Origin of the sequence: uncultured Cyclobacterium sp., assembly GCF_963977555.1 — a bacterium.
Taxonomy (GTDB): Bacteria; Bacteroidota; Bacteroidia; order Cytophagales; family Cyclobacteriaceae; genus Cyclobacterium.
Genome location: NZ_CAXBPD010000001.1, coordinates 44,086 through 64,608 on the forward strand (window position 1 = coordinate 44,086; position 20,523 = coordinate 64,608).

A 20,523-nucleotide genomic window follows, 5' to 3' on the forward strand; every position below is an offset into this window, starting at 1 on the left:
TAAAAAATGTTAAAAAAACTTTATGAAAAAATTAAATCTTAATGTTCTGTTATCATCAATACAAAATTTCATTCATAAAAAGCAGAAATAAAACAATGTTATCAAAATTATTCACCTTAAAAGACTTTTTTGCCTTATAAATATGGTGCTCAACAGTACGGGTAGAAATTGATAATTTTTCTGAGATTTCCTTATTAGACAAGCCATCGATCTTACTTAAAATAAAAACTTTTTGTCGAATTTTAGGCATTTTACTAACAACTTCAAGCGCTTCACGTGTTGTTTCCTTCAGGCAAATTTCTCTTTCAATGTCCAACCCATCAAAAGATTTTTCATCCGAAATATTAGAAAGATCACACATTTTTTTTTGATCTCTTATCCGATTAAGTATTCTATTTTTGATGGACCTATAAAGATATGCTGAGAAAGACTTTTCAGGGTCAAAAGATTTTCTATTGTCCCAAACACCTATAAAAACTATTTGTACAACCTCTTCTGCCTCTTCTGCATTTAATAGAAAGGAAGAGGCAAAACCCAACATTCTGTCTATGTACCGATGGTACAACTCCTCAAAAGCAAATTTGTCACCTTGTTTTAAAAGCAAGACTAAATCCGTTTCATTATGTTGAGATTTTTTCCTCACTCTTTTCTTCAAATGGAATTTTAATTGACTTAAATGATAGCGTAAAAATTAAAAAAATTATCCAATAAAGGATTCCTCATGCATTTCCTTTCCATAAACATCTCTATGTTTGAAACTGATTTTTGGTTTACCCAATTTCCTGTCTACCTCAATAGACAAAAATCCACCTATCAAATTGAGGTATTGGTGTTCAGGGCGAACGTCTTCAGCATCCCAACCTTGGACGTGGAAATCACTTACAGGTCCAGAACCAAACTCCATTAATCCTGTCTCTAAATCCTTGGAAACGTATTGCCAGTGCCTGTCTCCATTTACCACAAACATGTTTTTCTTTGCAGACAAGTAGCGCCTTAACCAGGCGCCTTCATGTTTAAAATTACTATTGGCATGGTTGTCCTTCTTTCCATCCCTATCCGGCCCTACTACCGGGGTTGCTGTAAACAGCAATTTGAAAGTCGCATCAGATTCATCTACAGATTTGGTAAACCAATCTATTTGCTCCTTGCCCCAAATGCTCTTTTCATTGCCATCCTCCATGTCATTAGGCGACCTGTACTCTCTTCCTTCCACCATCCAGAATTGAAGGTCTTTTCCCCATCTAACTGTTCGGTAGGGTTTGTCTTCTATGGGAACATTCTCATACCAAAGCTTTACACCATCCTGAAAAGTTAAATCCCCATAAGGCCCTTTGCCCCTATAGGCATCGTCTTTTAATAGATCGTGATCGTCTTTTATCATATAAATGGGAACATTTTTAAAGAAATCACGCAAGGAAGGCCAGCCATTCATCGCATGCCATTTATGACGTGCTTTTTCAAAGTTTTTCGCCAAAGGCCCTGGTTTGTCATAGTAGATATAATCACCTGTATGCACAAAAAAGTCCGGCTTCAGTTTAGCCATACTGTCATAGGTATGAAAACCCCTTGTCTTCTCATCAAAACTCCAAAAATACTGACAAGTAGAAGTGGTCAACACAACGGGAACTTTGTCATTTTTACCAGGTGCGGTAGAGAAAGAACCTTTTTCAATATTCACCTCATTTGAACCCCTTTTTTTTGCTTCCAAAATGATTTGATACGCATGACCTGATTTAAGGTCCTTGATTGGAATTTTAGCAGTATAATCATTTGCAGGTAGCGTCTCTTCCCAGTCAGACGTGAAAACTGTTCCTCCTCGCTCATCCTTCACCAATGCCCGAACCATGCCCTCGGCTCCACCTACAGCTCCATCCATTTTATTTACCTCCTGATTTTCATCAAAATCAATAGGGTGCCTGAACACTTTGTCAATACGCTCATGTCTAACGGGATTTGGTTCTGCTTGAGAACAAAGTCTTGTCCAAAGCATGGTTGTGTTCGAATCTACCTCCGCTATCTTAAAGCCATTTGTAAAATAGGGAACCTCAGCCCTCTTTTTTATTTCCAAAGTAGAAGCCTCAGAGGCAATCTTTGGGGCTATCGAAAAGGATACTAGCCCTGCAATTACCTTCTTAAAAAATTTTCTCCTGTTATTTAAGTTCATCTTGATTTTATTTTGGGTAAAGATTTAGGTTTTCCTAGATTCCGCACTACAAATCCTTATGATTAATCCGAGCTAAATTTAGCCTAAATTTTAAAAAAAATAGCCTCCAATATAAATCAGGAGGCTATTTTATGCTTCATATTTTTAGTACCCAGGATTTTGTTTGAACTCTGCAGGGTTACTCGCCCTATCTATTTGAGTTTGGGGTATGGGCCTCACCATGTGCATTTCCTTTATGTTTGGACTTGCATCCAAGTTGTATTGTTTGACCCTTTCCAATAGCGTACCAGTTCTTTTAAGATCATACCAGCGATGCTTTTCACCTACCAATTCCCTGGCCCTTTCTTCCAAAATAAAGTCCAAATCAATATCCGATGCGTTCACCTGCATTTGCGCTTCCTTTCCAGGAATAGCAGCTCGTGATCTCAAAACATTCATATAAGTGGCTGCTCCATCGGCATCTCCTTGGCGCCATGCTGCTTCACTGGCTATCAAATACATTTCAGCAAGCCTCACTACTGGGAAATCCCGACGTCCTGCCGTTTCATTCGTACTTGGGCGTAAGGGATCCAAAAATTTTAAGAGAGATGGATAGTTTCGGCGTTGATTGGTGCCGATTTCCTGGTAAGCATTTACATCGCCGATCCAATTCCCTTTATAATCAATGATCCAGTAAGGAGCAGCTTGTTTCACTTCATCTGCTATAGGTTCCATGACAATATGTATGGCAGTATCTCCGGGGTTGACTTGCTGTCCATTTATTTCACCAGCTATATTTGCATACCACACTGTTTTGAAAGAACCATTCCAACGTGCATCTACCTCTCTATCATAGAGGCTAAACAAGTAATTTGTTGGCAAAAACCGCTGAAAAGGCCTTCCATTTTCTGTATCTCTCACCATTGCAGGGTTGAAAGTATAGTCAAATATGAAGTAAAGGTGACCTGAATTTCCCGGCCCATTCAACAGTGGGTCATCGGTAAATTGCACTGTCCATATAAATTCCTTATTGCTGTCATTGTTAATGTCCCAAAGGTCGGCATAAGGAGTAACCAGTTCAAAATCATAATTATTGATCACTACTTCCGCGAGGTTTTCTGCCGCTTCCCAATTACCTAATGTCAAATGCACCCTGGCAAGAATGGCTTCCGCAACCCCTTTAAATGCCCTCCCGGCATCTTGGGAACTTGTAGGCAAATTGGCAACCGCAAATTCCAAATCAGGAAGTATTCCATTGCTGTATATGGTAGCTGCAGGAGTCTTGTTTGCTTCTGTTTCCACTCCTTTGGTTTCTTCTAGTGAAAAGTGAACATCACCCCATTGCTGCACTAGGTGAAAATAGTAGAGGGCACGTAGAAACCTTGCTTCAGCTTCTACTTCCTTTCTTCGCGTTTCGGAAATCCCTATGACATCTGGTATTTTACTCACTACAGTATTGCATTGGTTTACGCCCACATAAAGTGCATTCCAAATGTTGGTTACCGTAGAATTGGTACCTAGAAAATTTGATGAATAATTGTTGATATCAGGATTATTCGCAATCCCTCCAAAGCCATTGGTGAAAATATCCGTTCCAGTGACGGTAAGAAAAAAGCCATTCTGCTGCCCATAAAAATCTCTAAGGGTAGTATAAGATGCTTTAAGGCCATCCTCAATTCCTCTTTCTGTGGTATAATAGCCATCAGATGTGGCCAAACTCACCGGGTCTTCTGTTAAAATTTCGCTACATGCATTTAATACAAGGCCCAGGACGAAACAAATAAATATAGTGTAGTATTTCATGTTATCGACAGGTTAAAATTTCAAATTAATTCCAAAAATATAAGAAGCAGTAGTAAGCGGACTTCCGCCACCGACACTGCCATTTGATGTTTCAGGATCCACTGTAGTATAGGGAGAAAAGATAAAAGCATTATTGACAGTAGAGTAGATTCTGGCAGATGTTAAGCCTAACTTCTGAATCAATCCTGCATTAATATTATATCCCAAAGCTATGTTTCTGATTTTTATGTAAGATCCATCAAAATAGCGGACCGCATCAGAATACAGGGGAGCCTCTCCTGCATTGGGTTTTGGGATTGCATTTGTGGGATTATCTTCTTTCCAGTAATCCATGGTAATGGCATTGTACCTGCCTTGCCAATTGTTTCCTCCAAGGTTGTGGTAGCTGCTGTTTAGCATCTGTCCCATGCGCGCATGAACCAATACCGATAAGTCAAATCCTTTAAAGCTGAATCTATTTGTCAATCCACCTGACCAACTCGGAACAGTAGATCCCAAAACTTTTCTGTCGTCCGAATTGATATTCCCATCAGGTTGCTTGTTTAGTTCGCCATCAGTTCCTCTACCATTCACATCATTGATACGGATATCTCCTGGTTGCTGTCCATAGTCTGCAGCCAAGTCTGCTTCGTTGCTTTGCCAGATGCCTCCTTGTTCAAAGCTATAAAATACATTAATTGGCTTACCTATAAACCAGTTGTTACCCACATCATCACTTTCTCCATCAAATAGCTCTGTGATTTGTTCTTTATTAGAAAACACATTCATGTTCACATCCCATTTAAGCCCCGTAGGCTGATTGATAATATTTGCATTCACTGACAATTCCCAACCTGAATTCCTTGTACTTCCTATATTTTGCAGTACAGAATTATAGCCAGAGGTAATGGGCAATAACCTGTTCAGCAATAAATTACTCGTATTGGTAATGTAGTATTCCAAACTACCATTGATACGATCATCAAACAAACCATAATCAAGACCTAAATTCATGGTTTTTGAAATCTCCCATTTCAAATCTGGGTTAGGGATCAGACTATTAGCATATCCGAAAGCTGCTGTCGACCCAAAAATATAAGTCGTCCTACTTAGGCCACCTAAAGTCTGGTAGGCATCAATGGCTGTATTCCCCACTTCACCATATCCACCTCTAACCTTTAAGAAAGATATTTTAGAGTTTTGCATTAACTCTTCCTCAGACAATATGTAGCCTGCAGAAAATGCGGGGAAAAATGCCCATTTGTTCCCTTCTGCTAATCTTGAGGAGCCATCTGCTCTACCTGTAAGCGTAAATAAAAATTTATCATCATAACGATAATTGGCCCTTCCCATATAAGAGGTAAGTCCCCATTCACCTAGAGAACTTCCTATACCAGTGATTGTAGAAGAACTTCCCAAATCATAAAACAATGATTTCTCTATAGGAATGTCCTGACCTGAAAGTGAGGAGTTTTCAAACCTGCTTGACTGTACTGAAAACAGTCCCACAAGGTTGAGGGCATGTTTACCAAATATTTTATCATAAGAAAGGATATTTTCCTGAGTATAAGCAAAATCCATTTGGTTGTTGATAGCCCCTTGATTAATATTGCCATCCAACATCCCACCATAAGTTCCTCTTCTCGATAAGTTAAAGTCTGGTCCATAATTTACCCTGAGTTTCAAATTTTCATTGAATTGATATTCGGCATAAAGATTGGCAAAAATTCGATGTCCTCTTGTCTCATCAATATACTGATAGGGTTGGTAGTTAAGCAAAGGATTGGAAAGCAAGCCTTCCCTAGGGTTTGGAAAAGCAAGGAAATTACCTTCCTCACCATAGGGCCCTACCAAAGGTGAATATCCTAAAGAATTTGAAAAAGGAGCACTTGACATTTGATTTCTTTCACTTAAGCTTACCGTGGCACTTAAACCCATTTTTAGTTTTTCTGTAAGCTTGGATTCTAGGTTTACCCTAATGGCAGTTCTTTCAAAATCAGTACCTGGGATGTAACCATCCTCTTTAAAAAAAGAACCTGAAACATAATAATTGATTTTATCAGTTCCCCCACTTACGGACACTTGGTGGTCTTGCTGGCTACCGGTCTGTATGGCTAAGTCCATCCAATTGGTGAATCTACCTGCCTGAAGGTTTTCAATTTCCAATGGGGCAAGAAAATTATTATCAAAAGAAGAATCATTTCCATCATGCCCCCTTGCGATCCTTGAATAGGCAGCAAAGGCATTTCCATCCATGAGGTTTAGGTATTCTATCGGTTGCTTAACACCATAGTATCCATCATAGCTAATTACAGCTTTTCCTGTCTTTCCTCGTTTGGTAGTAATTAAAACAACTCCATTTGCTCCCCTTGAACCATAAATGGCTACTGAGCTCGCGTCCTTTAACACCTCCATTGATTCTATATCATTGGGATTAAAATCATTGATGTTTGCATTAGTAGGTATTCCATCAATAACATAAAGAGGCTCATTACTTGCGTTTATGGATCGATTTCCGCGAATTCTGATTTGTACTGGTGATCCGGGAGAGCCATTGGCTCTGACGATATCAACACCTGCTAACCTGCCTTGTGACTGCTCCAAAAAATTGCCCGCTGGCGTTTCTTTGAGATCTTCACTGGTTACAGAAGAAATGGCCCCTGTCAAATCACTTTTACGCTGGGTACCATACCCAACGACTACTACTTCTTCAAGTGAAGAAGTATCTTCCTGCAAAGTTAAATTTAAAGTGGTTTGGTTACCTACCACTACTTCAGCAGACTGAAAACCAATAAAGGAAACCTTTATAACCTGCCCTGCAGTAGCATCGATATTGAATTTGCCATCAATATCCGTAACTGAACCTGTGGTGGTGCCCACAACGATAACTGTGGCCCCAGGAATGGGTAAATTATTCTGATCCACCACCGTTCCATTGATTGGAACAAAGTGTAGAATATTGGAATCGAACACCTCAAAATCCAAAGGTTGGTTGACAGAAGATTTAACTGTATGAGCACTCACCTGCAACTGAGTGCTTAATGTGAATACAGAAAATACCAGCAGCCAAACAAGCTGATAGTTAGTAAACTTTTTTTTCATGGGTTTATTGATTAAGGTTATTGCATTGATGATTTATTTACTACCAGCTAATTAATTGTCCATTAATTAGCTGGAACAGAGACCTGAAAATGAAAATCCAATTATGAAAATTTACTTTAGCTGGCCATCCATTTTTTTTAGCGTGACAATATATAAAAATATCTATAATTCTTATTCCTCTAAGAATATGAATGGCAAAATAAAATGGTTAAAAAGGGACAGACTATTTTAAAACTAAGAAGTTATTAATTCCTTTAACCCCGATTATGTTATACGATTCTTAAAGCCTGTCCCGTATTTAGGGGAAGTGATATAATCGCAAGAAATCAGGTTGTTAGAAGATTTCGGCATAGCGATGCTATGATTAAATTTAAAACAATAACGATGTGACACATTCTGCCCGCCACAATGGATCAGCCCTTATTAGGTTTTCTATTGCATGTTTCGGGTTTAAACACAATAACAGCCTTTTTAACCACCCAAAAAATCAGATAGGTAATGCTATTACTACTATACTGAAAAATTTTGTGTAGAGAATAAAGGTCAAATTAAAATTGAGATATTAATCAATCTAAATGCCCATAAACCGATAAATGCTTTAAAAAAAATGGATAGATTAGGGTGTCAGCTCACTTCTTGTAATGATTTTTTCAAATAATGAATGCCCCTCTTGGCTTACCAAACGGAACATTACAGCAGGATCCCTTTTGGATGGTAAATAAGTAAACTCACCGAAAGCAAAATCCCCGTCTATTCCATACAACTGGGTATTCCATTTGGGGTCGCTGGCAGAAGGTCCGACTCTCGCTCCCAAGCTTGCTGCTTCAAATTCATAGAAGCCAAAATTAGATTTTCTAGGTATTGTAAACCCTCTTGCTCCATGTCTGTCACCTGAAATTAAAAGTACGCCACTGATTTTATTTTCTTCTATAAAACTAAATAGCTCTTCTCTACCTTCCGGATCATTTACCCCCCAAGAATCTTTTCCATTGGACACGTAATCACTCCACATTGAACCACAGGAAAGTATTATAAATGGACCTTTACAATCCAGCAATTGTTTCTTTAACCAGTCCATTTGACGTTGGCCTAAGAAAGATCCTTCTTCCCTGGTTCGGTAGAACCTGTTATCGGTCATGATTATATCAAAAGGACCAATTCTATCTCTTGTAAATATCCCTTCCTTTATGGATTCATCCCCATAGCTGGAGTTAACCCAAGCATGCTGGAAAACTTCCCTTACCCCCTCGCGATCCTTTGCTGAATAACCTTCAGGAATTCCTGCTTTGTCATTGTCGAAATAATCATGATCGTCCCAAGAGGCATAAACCGGTGTTTTTGATACAAAGCTTTTCCATGCGGGTAAATAATCTCTCAATAGGTAATCCGCCCTATGCATTCCTAAATGGTCATTTCGATCCTGCACTGCAATATCTCCCAACAATAACATCGCATGGTTTCCCCTGTCCTGAATTTGTTCCAACATCGTATGATTCCCCAAACCCCATCGGTGCGGGCAGAAAATACGCTGTAATAATATTTACAGGATAAAACCAAACATGTGGATTTGTATTGTTCCATAAAGATTTTTAAAACCTAATGTAAACCATACATTTTTCGGTCAACAATAGATAAAATAAACGATAATTTTTTGTTTATTTTAAACATAAAATACATTACTAAGTACTTAATCCAGATTTATACTTCACTGAAATTAGACAATCCAAAATTGGAAACGAATTCATTTATACAGCACTTTAAGCAGAAATTATTGATCCCTATTTACTGATTTGATATGGCTTACAAAATCAACTTTCTACCCCAAAAAAAATGAAGTCTCGGCATTTGAAAATTTATAGGAGAATTAGGCTAAAAATATTAAGAAGGTTTCGACGCCACTCAGTCGCTTTTAAGAAAATTGCTACTGTATTTTACATAAAATCCCATAAAAAAAGCAATACCCAAATAGGTATTGCTTTTAGCAATTAGTATTAAAACTAGGTAATCTATTAGTCCAAAGCTCCTTCATTGGCCTGTAGTGACCATCCCGGATTTTGGTAAATCACGGAATTTGATGGGTCTCCGCTCGGAGAGGTAATGATAAAATGCTGGATAGCTATAGGCTCCAGGTAGTGTGCAGTAGCCCATTTGTATCCATCTTTTACAAGGTTAGTTCCACCAAGCATGATCCTGTATGGAAGAAGGTATTCACTTTCTTCAGGATTAGAAACGTTTGGAGTGGCTGAATCATTGGATCCTGCCGCGATCAATAAAGTTTCATTGGTTTCTTCATCCACGTACCAACTTTCCATTGGCCCCCAAAGCTTGAAACCTTTTACGATATAGGGATCTGTCTCAAGTTGATCCATAGCCCTCCAACGTCTGAGGTCAAAAAACCTCATGCCTTCTGCAATCAACTCATTTCTTCTTTCTCTCCTAATATTGTACAATATTGGATCTGATAACATTTCTCCAGCAGAATAAGCACCCATATCCCCATCGGCCTCTTTGCTAATATTGGTATTGGCAACAGTAAGATTAAAGTCCGGACTAACACCTGCCCTCACCCTTAATGCTTCCCAATAAACAGCTGCTTTGGCATCAATATTTCCATTGGCCAGGTAAGAGGCTTCAATATAATTCAAGTAAGCTTCTGCTGCTCTGAACACCATAGAACCTACAGTTCCTGCTTCGCCAACGGTTTGGGAGGATAGATAACTAAATCCTTTTTTAATTCCATATCCAGTAACATACTTGGTTTCCTGATTTCCCATAATTTCAGGTTGGGTAATTGTAATAGGTGTTCCATCAGCGTTGGTTTGGTCAGACAAACGAACTTCTCCTTCATCCTTCATGAATATCTGAAGCCTGTTGTCCCGATCTGCCTTGACATCAGCTATATAATCATCCCCTTTATACCCTGATCCAGCAGCATAAATTGGTAGGCCATTGGCCATCAAAAAGCTTTCGACAAGCCCTTTGGTGTAACCCGTGTTGCCACCATTTGAATTGATATAAGCATTGATATTGTGACGAATACCCAATGTATGGTCGTATTGTCTCCAAAGCAATACTTCTTCATACTGACTCATGTCTAAGTCCCCAAACATTTTATGGTAAGGATTTTCTGAGGAATCGTAGCCATCATCAAGGGTATTGGTGGTCAAGGAAACCTGATCAGCAACCAATTCAGCTGCTTCCATGGCCTCGTTGAGAAAGTAATCGATTTCCTGATCGATATCTATACTAAAACCAGGATTATCTGCTTCCCCAGGCCAGCCCGGCCCTCCTGGTACATGTGCGGTACCCTTATGGTATAGCAGCCAAGTAGCCTCATGAAGTGCCACTCTAGATTTAAAATTCAAAGCTGCCATTTGATTGATTCTATTTTTCCCACCTGGAGGGCTAACCAACAAAAGATTAATGGCAGAATCAAGATCAGAAATAATAAACCTGGACACTTCGTTTCTAGGTTTTCGTTTGGAAACTTCAGTTAAAGTTTCTAAATCATCCGGAAGGGTATTTTTCACTATAGGATAATCACCTAAGCTCTGAACCTTATTAAAATATTCGTAAGCCCTCAGAAAATAACCTTCTCCTATATAATGCTCAACGTTCGAAGTATTCCCAGAGATCCCGTTGGCCTTCCAACGAGGGACAACGGTTTCCAGAAAATAATTCATGTCCCTTATTTGTCCGAAGTTCCAAGTACCCCCAGTCTGGCTTACCCTATACTCTCCGGGTATCCACAAATTGCTGGCATTGGTAGTGGCTTGGTTGTCTGTATGGTTGTCATAACCAAAGGTTCCAACATTCCATCCAGAATGCGTAGGAAAGGCATAATTATTAATGGTGTAAGCAGCCAGATCAGCTTCCGAGTGCAAGTAAGCTTCGGGTGTCACCACAGATAATGGCTCTCTTTCCAAAAATTCATTACAAGACATGTTCAGCAACGGTAATACCATTGCTAAGGCTATATACAATTTAGATTTTATATGTATTCTCATCACAAATTCTCTTTAAAAGTTAACATTTAAACCCAATGAATAAACAGTAGAGAATGGATAGGTTTTCCCATCATTCCAGCCGGATAATCCCACAGATTCAGGATCAAATATTTTAGACATTTTAGAGAAGGTCAGTAAATTCTCTCCCGATACATAAAAACGGGCATTGCCCACACCAATTCTTGAAACAATTTCCGAGGGAAGGCTATATCCAATTTGTAGGTTCTTCAGCCTCATGTAAGCTGCGCTTTGTAAAAACCTGGTTTGGGTCTGGTTATTTTTACCATTATCGAAAACAGGTCTTGGAAAATAGGAGTCAAGATTTACGTCAGCCAGGCCAGCTTGGACCATTGGAGAATTCTCATCCCTATAAAAGTCCATGTGCTCCATAAATCCTGCTGCCTGCCACATGTTTTGACCTCCTGTACCCCAGAAGTATGGGCCGTTTGGCATCCAATCTCTTTTGGCTACTCCTTGGATAAAAATTCTAAAATCCCAATTTCTGTATTGACCGGAAAGATCGAAGCTATACCTATATCTAGGGGTAGAGTTACCTATAATTCTTCGGTCTCCTGAATCACCAAGGGTATTGCTTCCGCTGTTAACAATGCCGTCACCATTTACGTCCTTGTACATGATGTCTCCTGCCATCCAGTTGGTACCCATTTGATTTTGATTGGTCGTTTCCAGGTGCTGATCCATTTCTGCCTGATCTTTGGCTATCCCAACCGTTTCATAGCCCCAGATATTTCCGCTTAATTCACCCTCGTACCATTGGCTAAGGTTATAAGTGTCGTTGGGGTATTTTGTTACTTTCATCTGATCATCTGAAAGCACTCCTCTAACACTGTAATTGAATTCCCCGATATTGTCTCTCCATGTTGACTCTAATTCAAACCCCCAAGATTTTAAATCAGCATTGTTGATTAATGGAACGCTTGTCCCCAAAATCACTGGCAATTCCTGTGCAGGGCCAACCATATCTAAGGTCAGTCTAGTGAAATAATCAAAATTCACTGTTAGGCGGTTGTCGAACATTCCCATATCCAAACCAATATTGTAACTTCTAACCCTTTCCCAAGTCATGAACCTACTGATAAGACCAGGTGCACTGGCAGTATTGGGCCTAATGCCATTTACTAACCAACTTCCGGAGTTGACAGAGAAAGGCTGGGTTAGGTAAAATGGATACCAGCTAGATGTATTCTGGTTGCCCAACTCACCATAAGAACCCCTGATTTTCAACATTTGGATTTTGTCATCCCAAGTCCAAAAGTCTTCTCTGGCCAAATTATAACCTACAGATGCGGAGTTAAACAAATTCCATCTCAAATCTTGAATAAACCTTGACGATCCGTCATACCTTGAGTTAAATTCAAAGAGGTATTTTTCTTTGTAGTTATAGTTCAATCTCCCGAAGAACCCTGCGGTAGCCCAGTGATTAAGGGCGCCTGCATTTTGGAAATTGTCAGTAGCAGTATTGATAGAAATGACAGTTGGGGTAATTAAACCTGTTCTACTGGCACTGATGTTTCTGTATTTATTCATCTCAGAGTTAAAACCAGCCATCACCTTGAAATTATGACCTTCACCTAGATCAAAACTGTAATCTGAATAAATATTGCTTGTGAAAAAATCCTCTTTCTGGTTAAATTGACTTACCGCGGTATGGCCTGCAGCATTCCAGAAAACAGGTGCTGGATAGGTCTCTCCATCCACATCATAAGCAAATGCAGGCAGCACATTGCTGTCATTATTGGTATTGATTAACCTATAGTTAATGCTGGCTATAATGTTCCAGTTGTCTTTTGGTGTATAAGTCAACTGACCTTGCATGTAATAGTAGTCTTTCAGGTTGTTTACCCTTCCTCCAGTTAGCATCTGATTGATTTCAGAAGGATAGGAATAAAATCCATTGGGGTCTTTCACAGGCACGGTAGGCCATCTCCTGGCAACATTGTGATAAAACAAGTTGTTAAGGTGCATGGCCTTGGTGAAATTTTCTCTCACAAACCTGTTGTTGTATAAAAATGAAACCTTGTCATTGATTTTAAGATCAACTTTAGCTGTGATGCCATACCTGTTAAAATTATCATCTGCATGTCGGGTAAGTCCTCCTTGGTCCAGGTAATTGGCAGAAACATAGTATTTCGCATTTTCACTTCCACCATTCACACTAAGATTGTGCTCCTGGCTAAAAGTCATTGCTTTGTATTGTTCAGCAAACCAATCCGTGTTCCCATTGGAAGCAGAATAATACTGCCAGCGTTCACCATTGTTATCCGCTACGGTAGAAGCTTCCAGCGTACCATTTTGATATTGAACAATCCGATCAATGGTTTCATCGTCAAATATGGGGCTTCTTCCTGCATGGTATGCCGCTTCATTGTAATACAAAGCAAAAGTATGTGAATCCATCATGTCGGGTAAACCTCTAGGCTGTCCGAAACGAAAGTTATTGTTGTAATTCACCTTAGCTTTTCCTTCTTTACCACTTTTGGTGGTAACCAATATTACCCCAAAAGCTGCTCTCGAACCATAAACTGAAGCCGCGGCAGCATCTTTTAGCACCGTAATATTTTCGATATCCTGTGGGTTTAAAGCATTTAAGTCTCCATCCATTCCATCGATCAAAACCAAAGGGGAAGAAGTAGATCCCTGACCTATAGTACCGGCCCCTCTAATATTGAAATTTAGGGATTGATCCAATTCACCACCCAAGCCTCCGGTTTGTAAGTTAAGGCCCGGTATAACGCCCTGAAGCATTTGACCCACATTTTGTACCGGTCTTTCTGCAATCACCGCAGCATCTATGGTTGAGACAGCACCTGTAAGGTTTGCCTTCTTTTGCTCACCAAATCCAACAACAACAACTTCCTCAAGGGAAGAGATGTCTTCAACAAGGGTTACATCTATTAAACTTCTTGTACCTACTGCTACACTTTGGGATTGGTAGCCTATGAAAGAAAAAACAAGTGTAGCTCCTTCAGGAACACTTAAAGTATACTTTCCATCCAAGTCAGTCGCTGTTCCAACAGAAGTTCCCGGAATAGACACCGTTACGCCTGGAATGGGTGCTCCACCCTCATCAACAACAGTTCCACTAATAGCTATAGCGAAATTATCACCTGATGTAACTTTTGAGGTAGAGGAAATATTGTTGTTTTTCGGCCTCTTTATTACGTAAATATTCTCATTGACTCTTTTAAAATCATAAGCAACCATGCCTGATAGTTGCTCTAGAACTTTTTTAAGGTCAGTAGATAAATTTAATGTAACTTTTGTTTTGTCGATTGCTACGGCTCGGTTGTAAGCGAAAACTAAATCAGTTTGTTGCTCAAGCTGATTTAATACCTCCACCAACTTCAGGTCTATCGCTTGAAGTTGAATTTGATAGTCCTCTAAATCCTGACTTGTTGAAGGTTCAGCAATCAAAGTCTGAAGGCCTAGCAACATTAGCAGAAAAAGCTTTAATGTTTGTTTTGAAATACGCACAATTATCCTCAGTAAATAATTTTTCATACTTTTGTAAGGTTAAATTAATAAATGTAGGTTTTACCCGATTTCGGGTTTTACCTTTTGATTCAATTCCGGAGCTGTTCGAGCAGTTCCGGTTTTATTTTGGATTTATAACGGTGATATTACATAGGCACTCTCCTTTAATTGATACATCCTTTATATGCTATTATTATTTTCCTGTCACTTGCTTTTTTCCATTCAAAATCAACAATATTTTTTAACCCATAAAGAATGGAAAATAGGTTATCATTAGAATAGGACGCACGTACTAAACAAAAATCCTTATTTTCTCCCTTGATTTCAAAATCTACATGGTACATTTTCCCTATAGCTTCTACCACCTGATCAAAAGGAAGCAAATCAAAGAACATCTGTTCTGCTCTCCATGCTAAAACCTTGTCGAGATCAATGTTTTCAACCTTAATTTCTTTATCGCCTTTATTTATTGTGGCTTTCTGATTTGGCTCGATGGCGCTAAAATTTAAATTTCCTGGTGAATCTTCTGAGACTTCAACCTTACCAGAGGCCACTGTAACTTCGACTTGGTCATTGTCAATCGCTGAAATATTAAAGGTGGTGCCCAAGACACGGGTAATCACGCCATTGCTGTAAACCTCGAACCGATTTTGTTTATCCTTTTTAACTTCAAAAAATCCTTCCCCTTCAAAATGAACCTCCCTAACACCCTCTTCAAAACGCAAAGGAAATCGAACCTTGGAATTGGTATTCATATAAACCACTGATCCATCAGGAAATGTCACCTTTCTCTTTTCGCTTTCGCTAGTGACTTTCTCAACCCATTCTAAATTGTGTGATTTTTCATTTATGGATGAAAATAGCAAATAGGTAAGTGAGCACCCAAGCGTTAAAATAGCTGCCCATTTTAAAACAGTAGCTAGCTTAAATGGAACTTTTACTTCCTTTTTATTGAGATCTATTTTCTGTTTTATTCTTATTTTAAGCTCTTTTTCCTGGTTGGCAGAAAGTGACCACTCAATTTTTCTATTTTGAAGCAGGTCGAAAACATGCTTTATTTGATCCACTTCATGTGGGCTTGCCTCCCCTTTGGATTGCTTCTGTAATAATCTTATAAATTTTTTCTTTTCCATGGATTTCACGCTTACCATAATGCAAGTAACATGAGATCCAATTCACACCTAGTTAAAACAAAATTTATTTTATATAATTAGCACTTCTAATAAATTATTAATTAAACTAATTATATATTTTTAAATTATTATTTTACAATTATGAATTTTTTAAAAATTTATTATTAAAATTTGGTTTAAAAATAGATAAAAACAGATAAATATTTCGCCAATATTATTTTTGATTATTTTTAAAGCTTTATTAAGATGTGCTTCAACAGTTCTTTTGGAAATACCCAATTTCACTGCAATTTCCTTATTGGACAATTGTTCCTGTCTGCTCAAAATAAATACTTCACGACACTTAATAGGCAGTGTTTTAACAATCATTTCCAATTTAAGCGCCATCTCTTTTTCTTCCAGAAGTAGGTCGACTCCCAAATTATCTGGTAAATGATTAAAAAGTTCTTCGAAATCAGTAGTTTGTTTAAGGTTTCTAACAGCATTTAATGCTTGAAACTTTATTGCTTTGAATAGATAATTCTCCAATTTTTCTATTTGATTAAGCTGAGCTCTCTCCCATAACCTAACAAAGACTTCCTGAACCATATCTTCACAAACTATCTGATCTTCAAATATTTTGAAGGCATAGCTATAGAGCCTTTTCCAATACTTCTCATAGATAGCATTGAAAGCCTCTTCTCTACCAAGGTAAAGTTGTCGACTTAGTTCCTCCTCTGACAATTTTAATTCGCTATATAAGATATTTTAACCGTTAAATAAAGCTATTTTTTATTTATCAAAAAAATGTAAAAAACCTGTTGAATTTAATAAAAAGTATTAAGGCATAGGAATATTCGAAATATCAAAAACACAAATTCCTATAGGAAAAAATTACTTCAGAATCGGATTTTAAACTTCAGACCACACCAAAAGTAAAATTCCATTAATAAATACAAACCTAAATAAGGAATTACAAAATTATTCTATTCTAGACACAGGTACAATTCCAAACTCATCCGCATGTTCCATGGCTGTAACTATATCATTGACCAAAGGAAAATCTATTCCCAAATCAAACAACTCCTTGAACATGATAGGATCATCTGTGCCAAAAAAATTGATGCCAATACCATTATCATGAAGGTTTTTAGCATAATTATTAAAATCTGCCGTTATTGGGCCTTTGAGTTGGATAAAATCTGCTTTCATGGCAATGGTTCCTTCCACATAGTCCAATCCACCCGATTGCCTTTCCATATTGCAGATCAAAATTTTATCAGAGACAGACCTTGCCCCATTAGCTGCATCTTCCTGTACTGCCATTACTGCCTGATGGGTTTTTCCCATTTCCAGAATGACTGCAGCCACTTTTTTACCTAGCTCATACCCCCCTTTTAAATGGACATTCAACCAAATATTGGTAGGCATCATCTCCAAAACTTCTCTTAATACAGGCACCTTTGTTCCAGTAAAGGATTGGTCTTTCCAACTGCCAGCATCAAGGCTTCTTATTTCTTTGGAATCCATCATGGCCACTTCCCCACTTCCATTGGTCGTTCGGTCTACTGTTCCATCGTGCATGACAATTAAAGCAGAATCTTTGCTAAATAGCACATCAAACTCTATCATCTGGGCACCAGATGCAATTGACTGTTCGAATGCTGGCAAAGTATTTTCAGGGTGCGTAGTCATTGCTCCCCTGTGTGCACAAAAACCTTTGCTAGGCATCTCTACACTTTGAGCCATCGTGTTTTTTAGCAAGGTTCCGTTAACCAACATTAATAGAATAAGAAGGGTGGTAATAACTTTACCCTTACCTAAAATAGGGAAAAATTTGTTCTTATTTGAATTCTCTTTGGGCATGTTTTCTTCTAATGAATTGATTCAATTTCTAATTCTAAATGAATTAACAAGGTAATTCCCTTTTCTTAAAATTTCAAACGATAAGTCCGAGTAGTGAACCCGAAAATAAAAACGATAACAAGAATATTACAATTATTTAAAAAGCATCGAATATTGAAAGAGGATTCATGTTCGAAACCGAAATCATGGGACACATGTTGCTTCTTATTGGCCATCATCCACACCCATGATATTTATGCCCTTTAAGAAAAATGACACAGGATAGTCACCCTAATTCGGTTACGAGTTATCTATTTTTCAAGTAAAATTCTAAGGACTAGATAAGGCTTATGCTGACTAATTTCCAAAACCTAATCGATTTATTATTGCTACTTTTGGCTTTTAATCAAATAGGAGTATTACCTGTCTAGCCCTATTTCCAGCCCTCTAAGCTCTGCCAATCCTTTTAATCGCCCAATTGCAGAATAACCAGGGTTCGTTTGCTTTCCAAGGTCGTCTAAAAGCTGATGCCCATGGTCAGGCCTGTAAATGATAGGGGCATTTCGGGTTTTATTCAGTTTGATTAGCTGTTGCATTATGGCTACCATATCCACATCCCCATTCAGATGTTCTGCTTCATAAAAATCTCCCCTACTGTTCTTTTTAACATTCCTTAGGTGGGCAAAATGCACCCTTTCCCCAACCTTAGCAAGGATGTCAGTTAATTTGTTGTGTCCACCCGCACCGAGTGACCCGGTACAGAAACAAATGCCATTGAAGGATTCTGGTACTTTATCCAAAATGTACAATAGGTCCTCCTCATTTGAGGCAATTCTGGGTAAACCTAAAATCGGAAATGGAGGATCATCAGGATGAATGGTCATTGTAATACCCTCTTCTTCACAGGTCTGCTGAATGGACTTAAGAAAGTACATCAGGTTGTCTCTAAGGCCAGCTTTTCCTATTTTCTTATATATTGCAATGCTATTCAATAGCGCTTCTTTTGTCATGCTCTTTTCAGTTGGCACACCCATAAGAATGATGTCAGACAGCTCTTTTTTCCTAACTTCTGTCATCGCAAGCCACCTTTCCTTGGCCAATTCAACTACTTCATCGGAGTAAAAGGATAAAGCATTCTTTCTTTGTAATATATATTGGTCAAAACTAGCTAAATCGGCCCAATCAAAATAGAGTGCTTTGGCTCCATTCTCCAAACCATAAGATAGGTCGGTCCTGGTCCAATCCAAAACAGGCATAAAATTATAGCACACAAGTTTAAGGCCCGCTTTCGAGAGGTTTCTTAATGTAGTTCTATAATTATCAAGGTATTTTTCATTTACATCGCTCCTGGTTTTTATAGCCTCGTGAACGGGAACAGACTCTACTATTGTCCATTTTAATCCAGCAGCTTCTATCAGGGCTTTCCTTTCTAATATATCTTCCAGTGGCCAAACTTCTCCATGAGGAATATAATGCAAGGCAGAAACTACATCTGTAGCTCCTGCCTGTAAAATATCCTGAAGACTTACTGAATCATTGGGACCAAACCAACGCCAGCTTTGAATTAACGACATATAATAGTCTAAGAGTACGAATGATTAAAGAACATTTGAAGTACCATAAGGGAATCTTTGAGGTCGCGACAACATCGCATTGGCCTCATCGTCATTTTTGAATTTCTCCCTGACAGGGTCCCAATACAATTTCCTCGGAAGTTTCATGGCTATATGGGAAACCAAGCAAGCACTACAAGAGCGATGAGCTACTTCTACTGGAGCGATGGTTTGCTCTCTGGAAATAATACAGTTTAGCCAGTTCTTGTGCTGCTCTTCACTTTCATAAAGATGTATTTCGTCAGGCCCTATTACAGAATTTAAGATTTTTTGATCACTGGCTTTAAAAGCATCACTGGCCTTACCTCCAGGCACAGGATCACTGGCTGTTACGCCAACATTTCCTCGTGCAACGAAAATCCAACCTTCTGTACCTTCAAAACGCACACCATTAGGGTAATCTCCACTTACTTCCATGATGACATCGTTGTCGTATTTGGCTTTTACATTGAAGTCTCCGTGAACAGACCAAAGCCCTTCCGTTGGGAAAGAAGCTGTTGCTTCAACTTCTATTGGACCAGAGTATTCCTTGCCCATTGCCCAATGTGCTATGTCTAAATGATGCGCTCCCCATCCTGTAATCATGCCGGCCCCAAACTGCTCACATCGCAACCATCCCGGCCTTGAGGTAATGTTATCCTGAGAATGCACCCTATCTAAAGTATAAGGAACCCAACGGGTAGAACCTAACCACATGTCATAGTTAAGGTTTTTCGGAATAGGCATTTCTGTAGCCGTTCCTCCAGCAGGATCTCCTGGCAAACCAATGTATATTTTTTCAACTTTTCCTATCCTTCCATTGCGCACAAGTTCACAGGCTCTTTTAAATTGAGGCCAAGGGTTAAGTGATCTTTGCTGACTGCCAATTTGAAAAACTGCCCCTGTTCTATGTACAATATCACTCATCATCCTACCTTCTGCAATTGTTAAAGAAGTCGGCTTTTGAAGGTAAATATCTTTCCCTGCTAATGCAGCTTCCATTGCTGGTTGAGCATGCCAGTGGTCGGGTGTACTTATGATTACTGCATCTAAATCTTTTCGAGCAATCATTTCTCGAAAATCATCATATACTTTTACATCTACATAGTTGGATTTCCCAGTTTTTTTCTCGTAAAAATCCTCAATCCATTTCTTACCCTGAGCGCCACGATTGCTGTCAACATCTGCAACGGCAATTACCCTGGCAATATCATTCTTCAATGTTTCAGGCAAGTCATGTGTCATGGCAATTCTGCCAAAACCAACCTGACCAATATTGATTTTATTACTAGGGGCGTTTTTTCCTAAAACGGATGCAGGCACGATGGTAGGGAAACCTGTCACTGCCAATGAAGCAGCTAATGCACCTTTACCTGTTGATTTAATAAATTTCCTTCTGGATTCATTGGTATTTTTGGCGTTTTTCATAGAAGCACTCTTTAAAA

Annotated in this window: 12 protein-coding genes; all 12 read right to left on the reverse strand. The window is 38.7% G+C overall.

What is annotated here, in order from left to right; translation table 11 throughout:
• Window positions 1–55 precede the first annotated feature (55 nt).
• Entirely contained in the window at window positions 56–655 is a 600-nt protein-coding gene (locus tag AAC073_RS00105) for an RNA polymerase sigma-70 factor (protein ID WP_339921785.1), read from the reverse strand.
• A 45-nt stretch (window positions 656–700) separates the two neighbouring features.
• Window positions 701–2,164, reverse strand: coding sequence for an alkaline phosphatase D family protein (locus tag AAC073_RS00110; RefSeq protein WP_339921787.1), 1,464 nt, complete (start codon window positions 2,162–2,164; stop codon window positions 701–703).
• 144 nt (window positions 2,165–2,308) lie between these two features.
• Window positions 2,309–3,946: a RagB/SusD family nutrient uptake outer membrane protein gene (locus AAC073_RS00115; RefSeq protein ID WP_339921789.1), complete on the reverse strand. Its 1,638-nt coding sequence runs from the start codon at window positions 3,944–3,946 to the stop codon at window positions 2,309–2,311.
• A 12-nt stretch (window positions 3,947–3,958) separates the two neighbouring features.
• The gene (locus tag AAC073_RS00120; protein ID WP_339921790.1) at window positions 3,959–7,027 is read right to left on the reverse strand and encodes a TonB-dependent receptor; all 3,069 of its coding nucleotides are present in this window, start codon (window positions 7,025–7,027) and stop codon (window positions 3,959–3,961) included.
• 616 nt (window positions 7,028–7,643) lie between these two features.
• The gene (locus tag AAC073_RS00125) at window positions 7,644–8,513 is read right to left on the reverse strand and encodes an alkaline phosphatase D family protein (protein ID WP_339921791.1); all 870 of its coding nucleotides are present in this window, start codon (window positions 8,511–8,513) and stop codon (window positions 7,644–7,646) included.
• Window positions 8,514–9,036: 523 nt separating this feature from the next.
• Window positions 9,037–10,992: a RagB/SusD family nutrient uptake outer membrane protein gene (locus AAC073_RS00130; RefSeq protein WP_339921792.1), complete on the reverse strand. Its 1,956-nt coding sequence runs from the start codon at window positions 10,990–10,992 to the stop codon at window positions 9,037–9,039.
• Window positions 10,993–11,046: 54 nt separating this feature from the next.
• Window positions 11,047–14,556, reverse strand: coding sequence for a TonB-dependent receptor (locus tag AAC073_RS00135; RefSeq protein WP_339921793.1), 3,510 nt, complete (start codon window positions 14,554–14,556; stop codon window positions 11,047–11,049).
• A 137-nt stretch (window positions 14,557–14,693) separates the two neighbouring features.
• Window positions 14,694–15,662 (reverse strand): FecR domain-containing protein, encoded by a 969-nt coding sequence (locus AAC073_RS00140; RefSeq protein ID WP_339921794.1) that lies wholly within the window; start codon window positions 15,660–15,662, stop codon window positions 14,694–14,696.
• A gap of 150 nt (window positions 15,663–15,812) precedes the next feature.
• The gene (locus AAC073_RS00145; RefSeq protein ID WP_339921795.1) at window positions 15,813–16,385 is read right to left on the reverse strand and encodes an RNA polymerase sigma-70 factor; all 573 of its coding nucleotides are present in this window, start codon (window positions 16,383–16,385) and stop codon (window positions 15,813–15,815) included.
• A 237-nt stretch (window positions 16,386–16,622) separates the two neighbouring features.
• On the reverse strand, window positions 16,623–17,507 hold the full coding sequence (locus AAC073_RS00150) for a glycerophosphodiester phosphodiesterase family protein (protein WP_339921796.1): 885 nt from the start codon (window positions 17,505–17,507) through the stop codon (window positions 16,623–16,625).
• A 398-nt stretch (window positions 17,508–17,905) separates the two neighbouring features.
• Window positions 17,906–19,060 carry a mannonate dehydratase gene (uxuA, locus tag AAC073_RS00155; protein WP_339921797.1) on the reverse strand — a complete coding sequence of 385 codons (1,155 nt, stop codon included), beginning with the start codon at window positions 19,058–19,060 and terminating at the stop codon, window positions 17,906–17,908.
• A 24-nt stretch (window positions 19,061–19,084) separates the two neighbouring features.
• Window positions 19,085–20,506: a Gfo/Idh/MocA family oxidoreductase gene (locus AAC073_RS00160; RefSeq protein ID WP_339921798.1), complete on the reverse strand. Its 1,422-nt coding sequence runs from the start codon at window positions 20,504–20,506 to the stop codon at window positions 19,085–19,087.
• Between the last annotated feature and the right edge of the window lie 17 nt (window positions 20,507–20,523).

Bases quoted from the DNA above. Each gene is read 5' to 3' on its own strand.
- AAC073_RS00110 (WP_339921787.1), bottom strand. From the start codon at position 2,164: ATGAACTTAAATAACAGGAGAAAATTTTTTAAGAAGGTAATTGCAGGG.
- AAC073_RS00115 (WP_339921789.1), bottom strand. From the start codon at position 3,946: ATGAAATACTACACTATATTTATTTGTTTCGTCCTGGGCCTTGTATTA.
- AAC073_RS00120 (WP_339921790.1), bottom strand. From the start codon at position 7,027: ATGAAAAAAAAGTTTACTAACTATCAGCTTGTTTGGCTGCTGGTATTT.
- AAC073_RS00125 (WP_339921791.1), bottom strand. From the start codon at position 8,513: ATGTTGGAACAAATTCAGGACAGGGGAAACCATGCGATGTTATTGTTG.
- AAC073_RS00130 (WP_339921792.1), bottom strand. From the start codon at position 10,992: ATGGTATTACCGTTGCTGAACATGTCTTGTAATGAATTTTTGGAAAGA.
- AAC073_RS00135 (WP_339921793.1), bottom strand. From the start codon at position 14,556: ATGAAAAATTATTTACTGAGGATAATTGTGCGTATTTCAAAACAAACA.
- AAC073_RS00140 (WP_339921794.1), bottom strand. From the start codon at position 15,662: ATGGAAAAGAAAAAATTTATAAGATTATTACAGAAGCAATCCAAAGGG.
- AAC073_RS00150 (WP_339921796.1), bottom strand. From the start codon at position 17,507: ATGCCCAAAGAGAATTCAAATAAGAACAAATTTTTCCCTATTTTAGGT.
- uxuA (WP_339921797.1), bottom strand. From the start codon at position 19,060: ATGTCGTTAATTCAAAGCTGGCGTTGGTTTGGTCCCAATGATTCAGTA.
- AAC073_RS00160 (WP_339921798.1), bottom strand. From the start codon at position 20,506: ATGAAAAACGCCAAAAATACCAATGAATCCAGAAGGAAATTTATTAAA.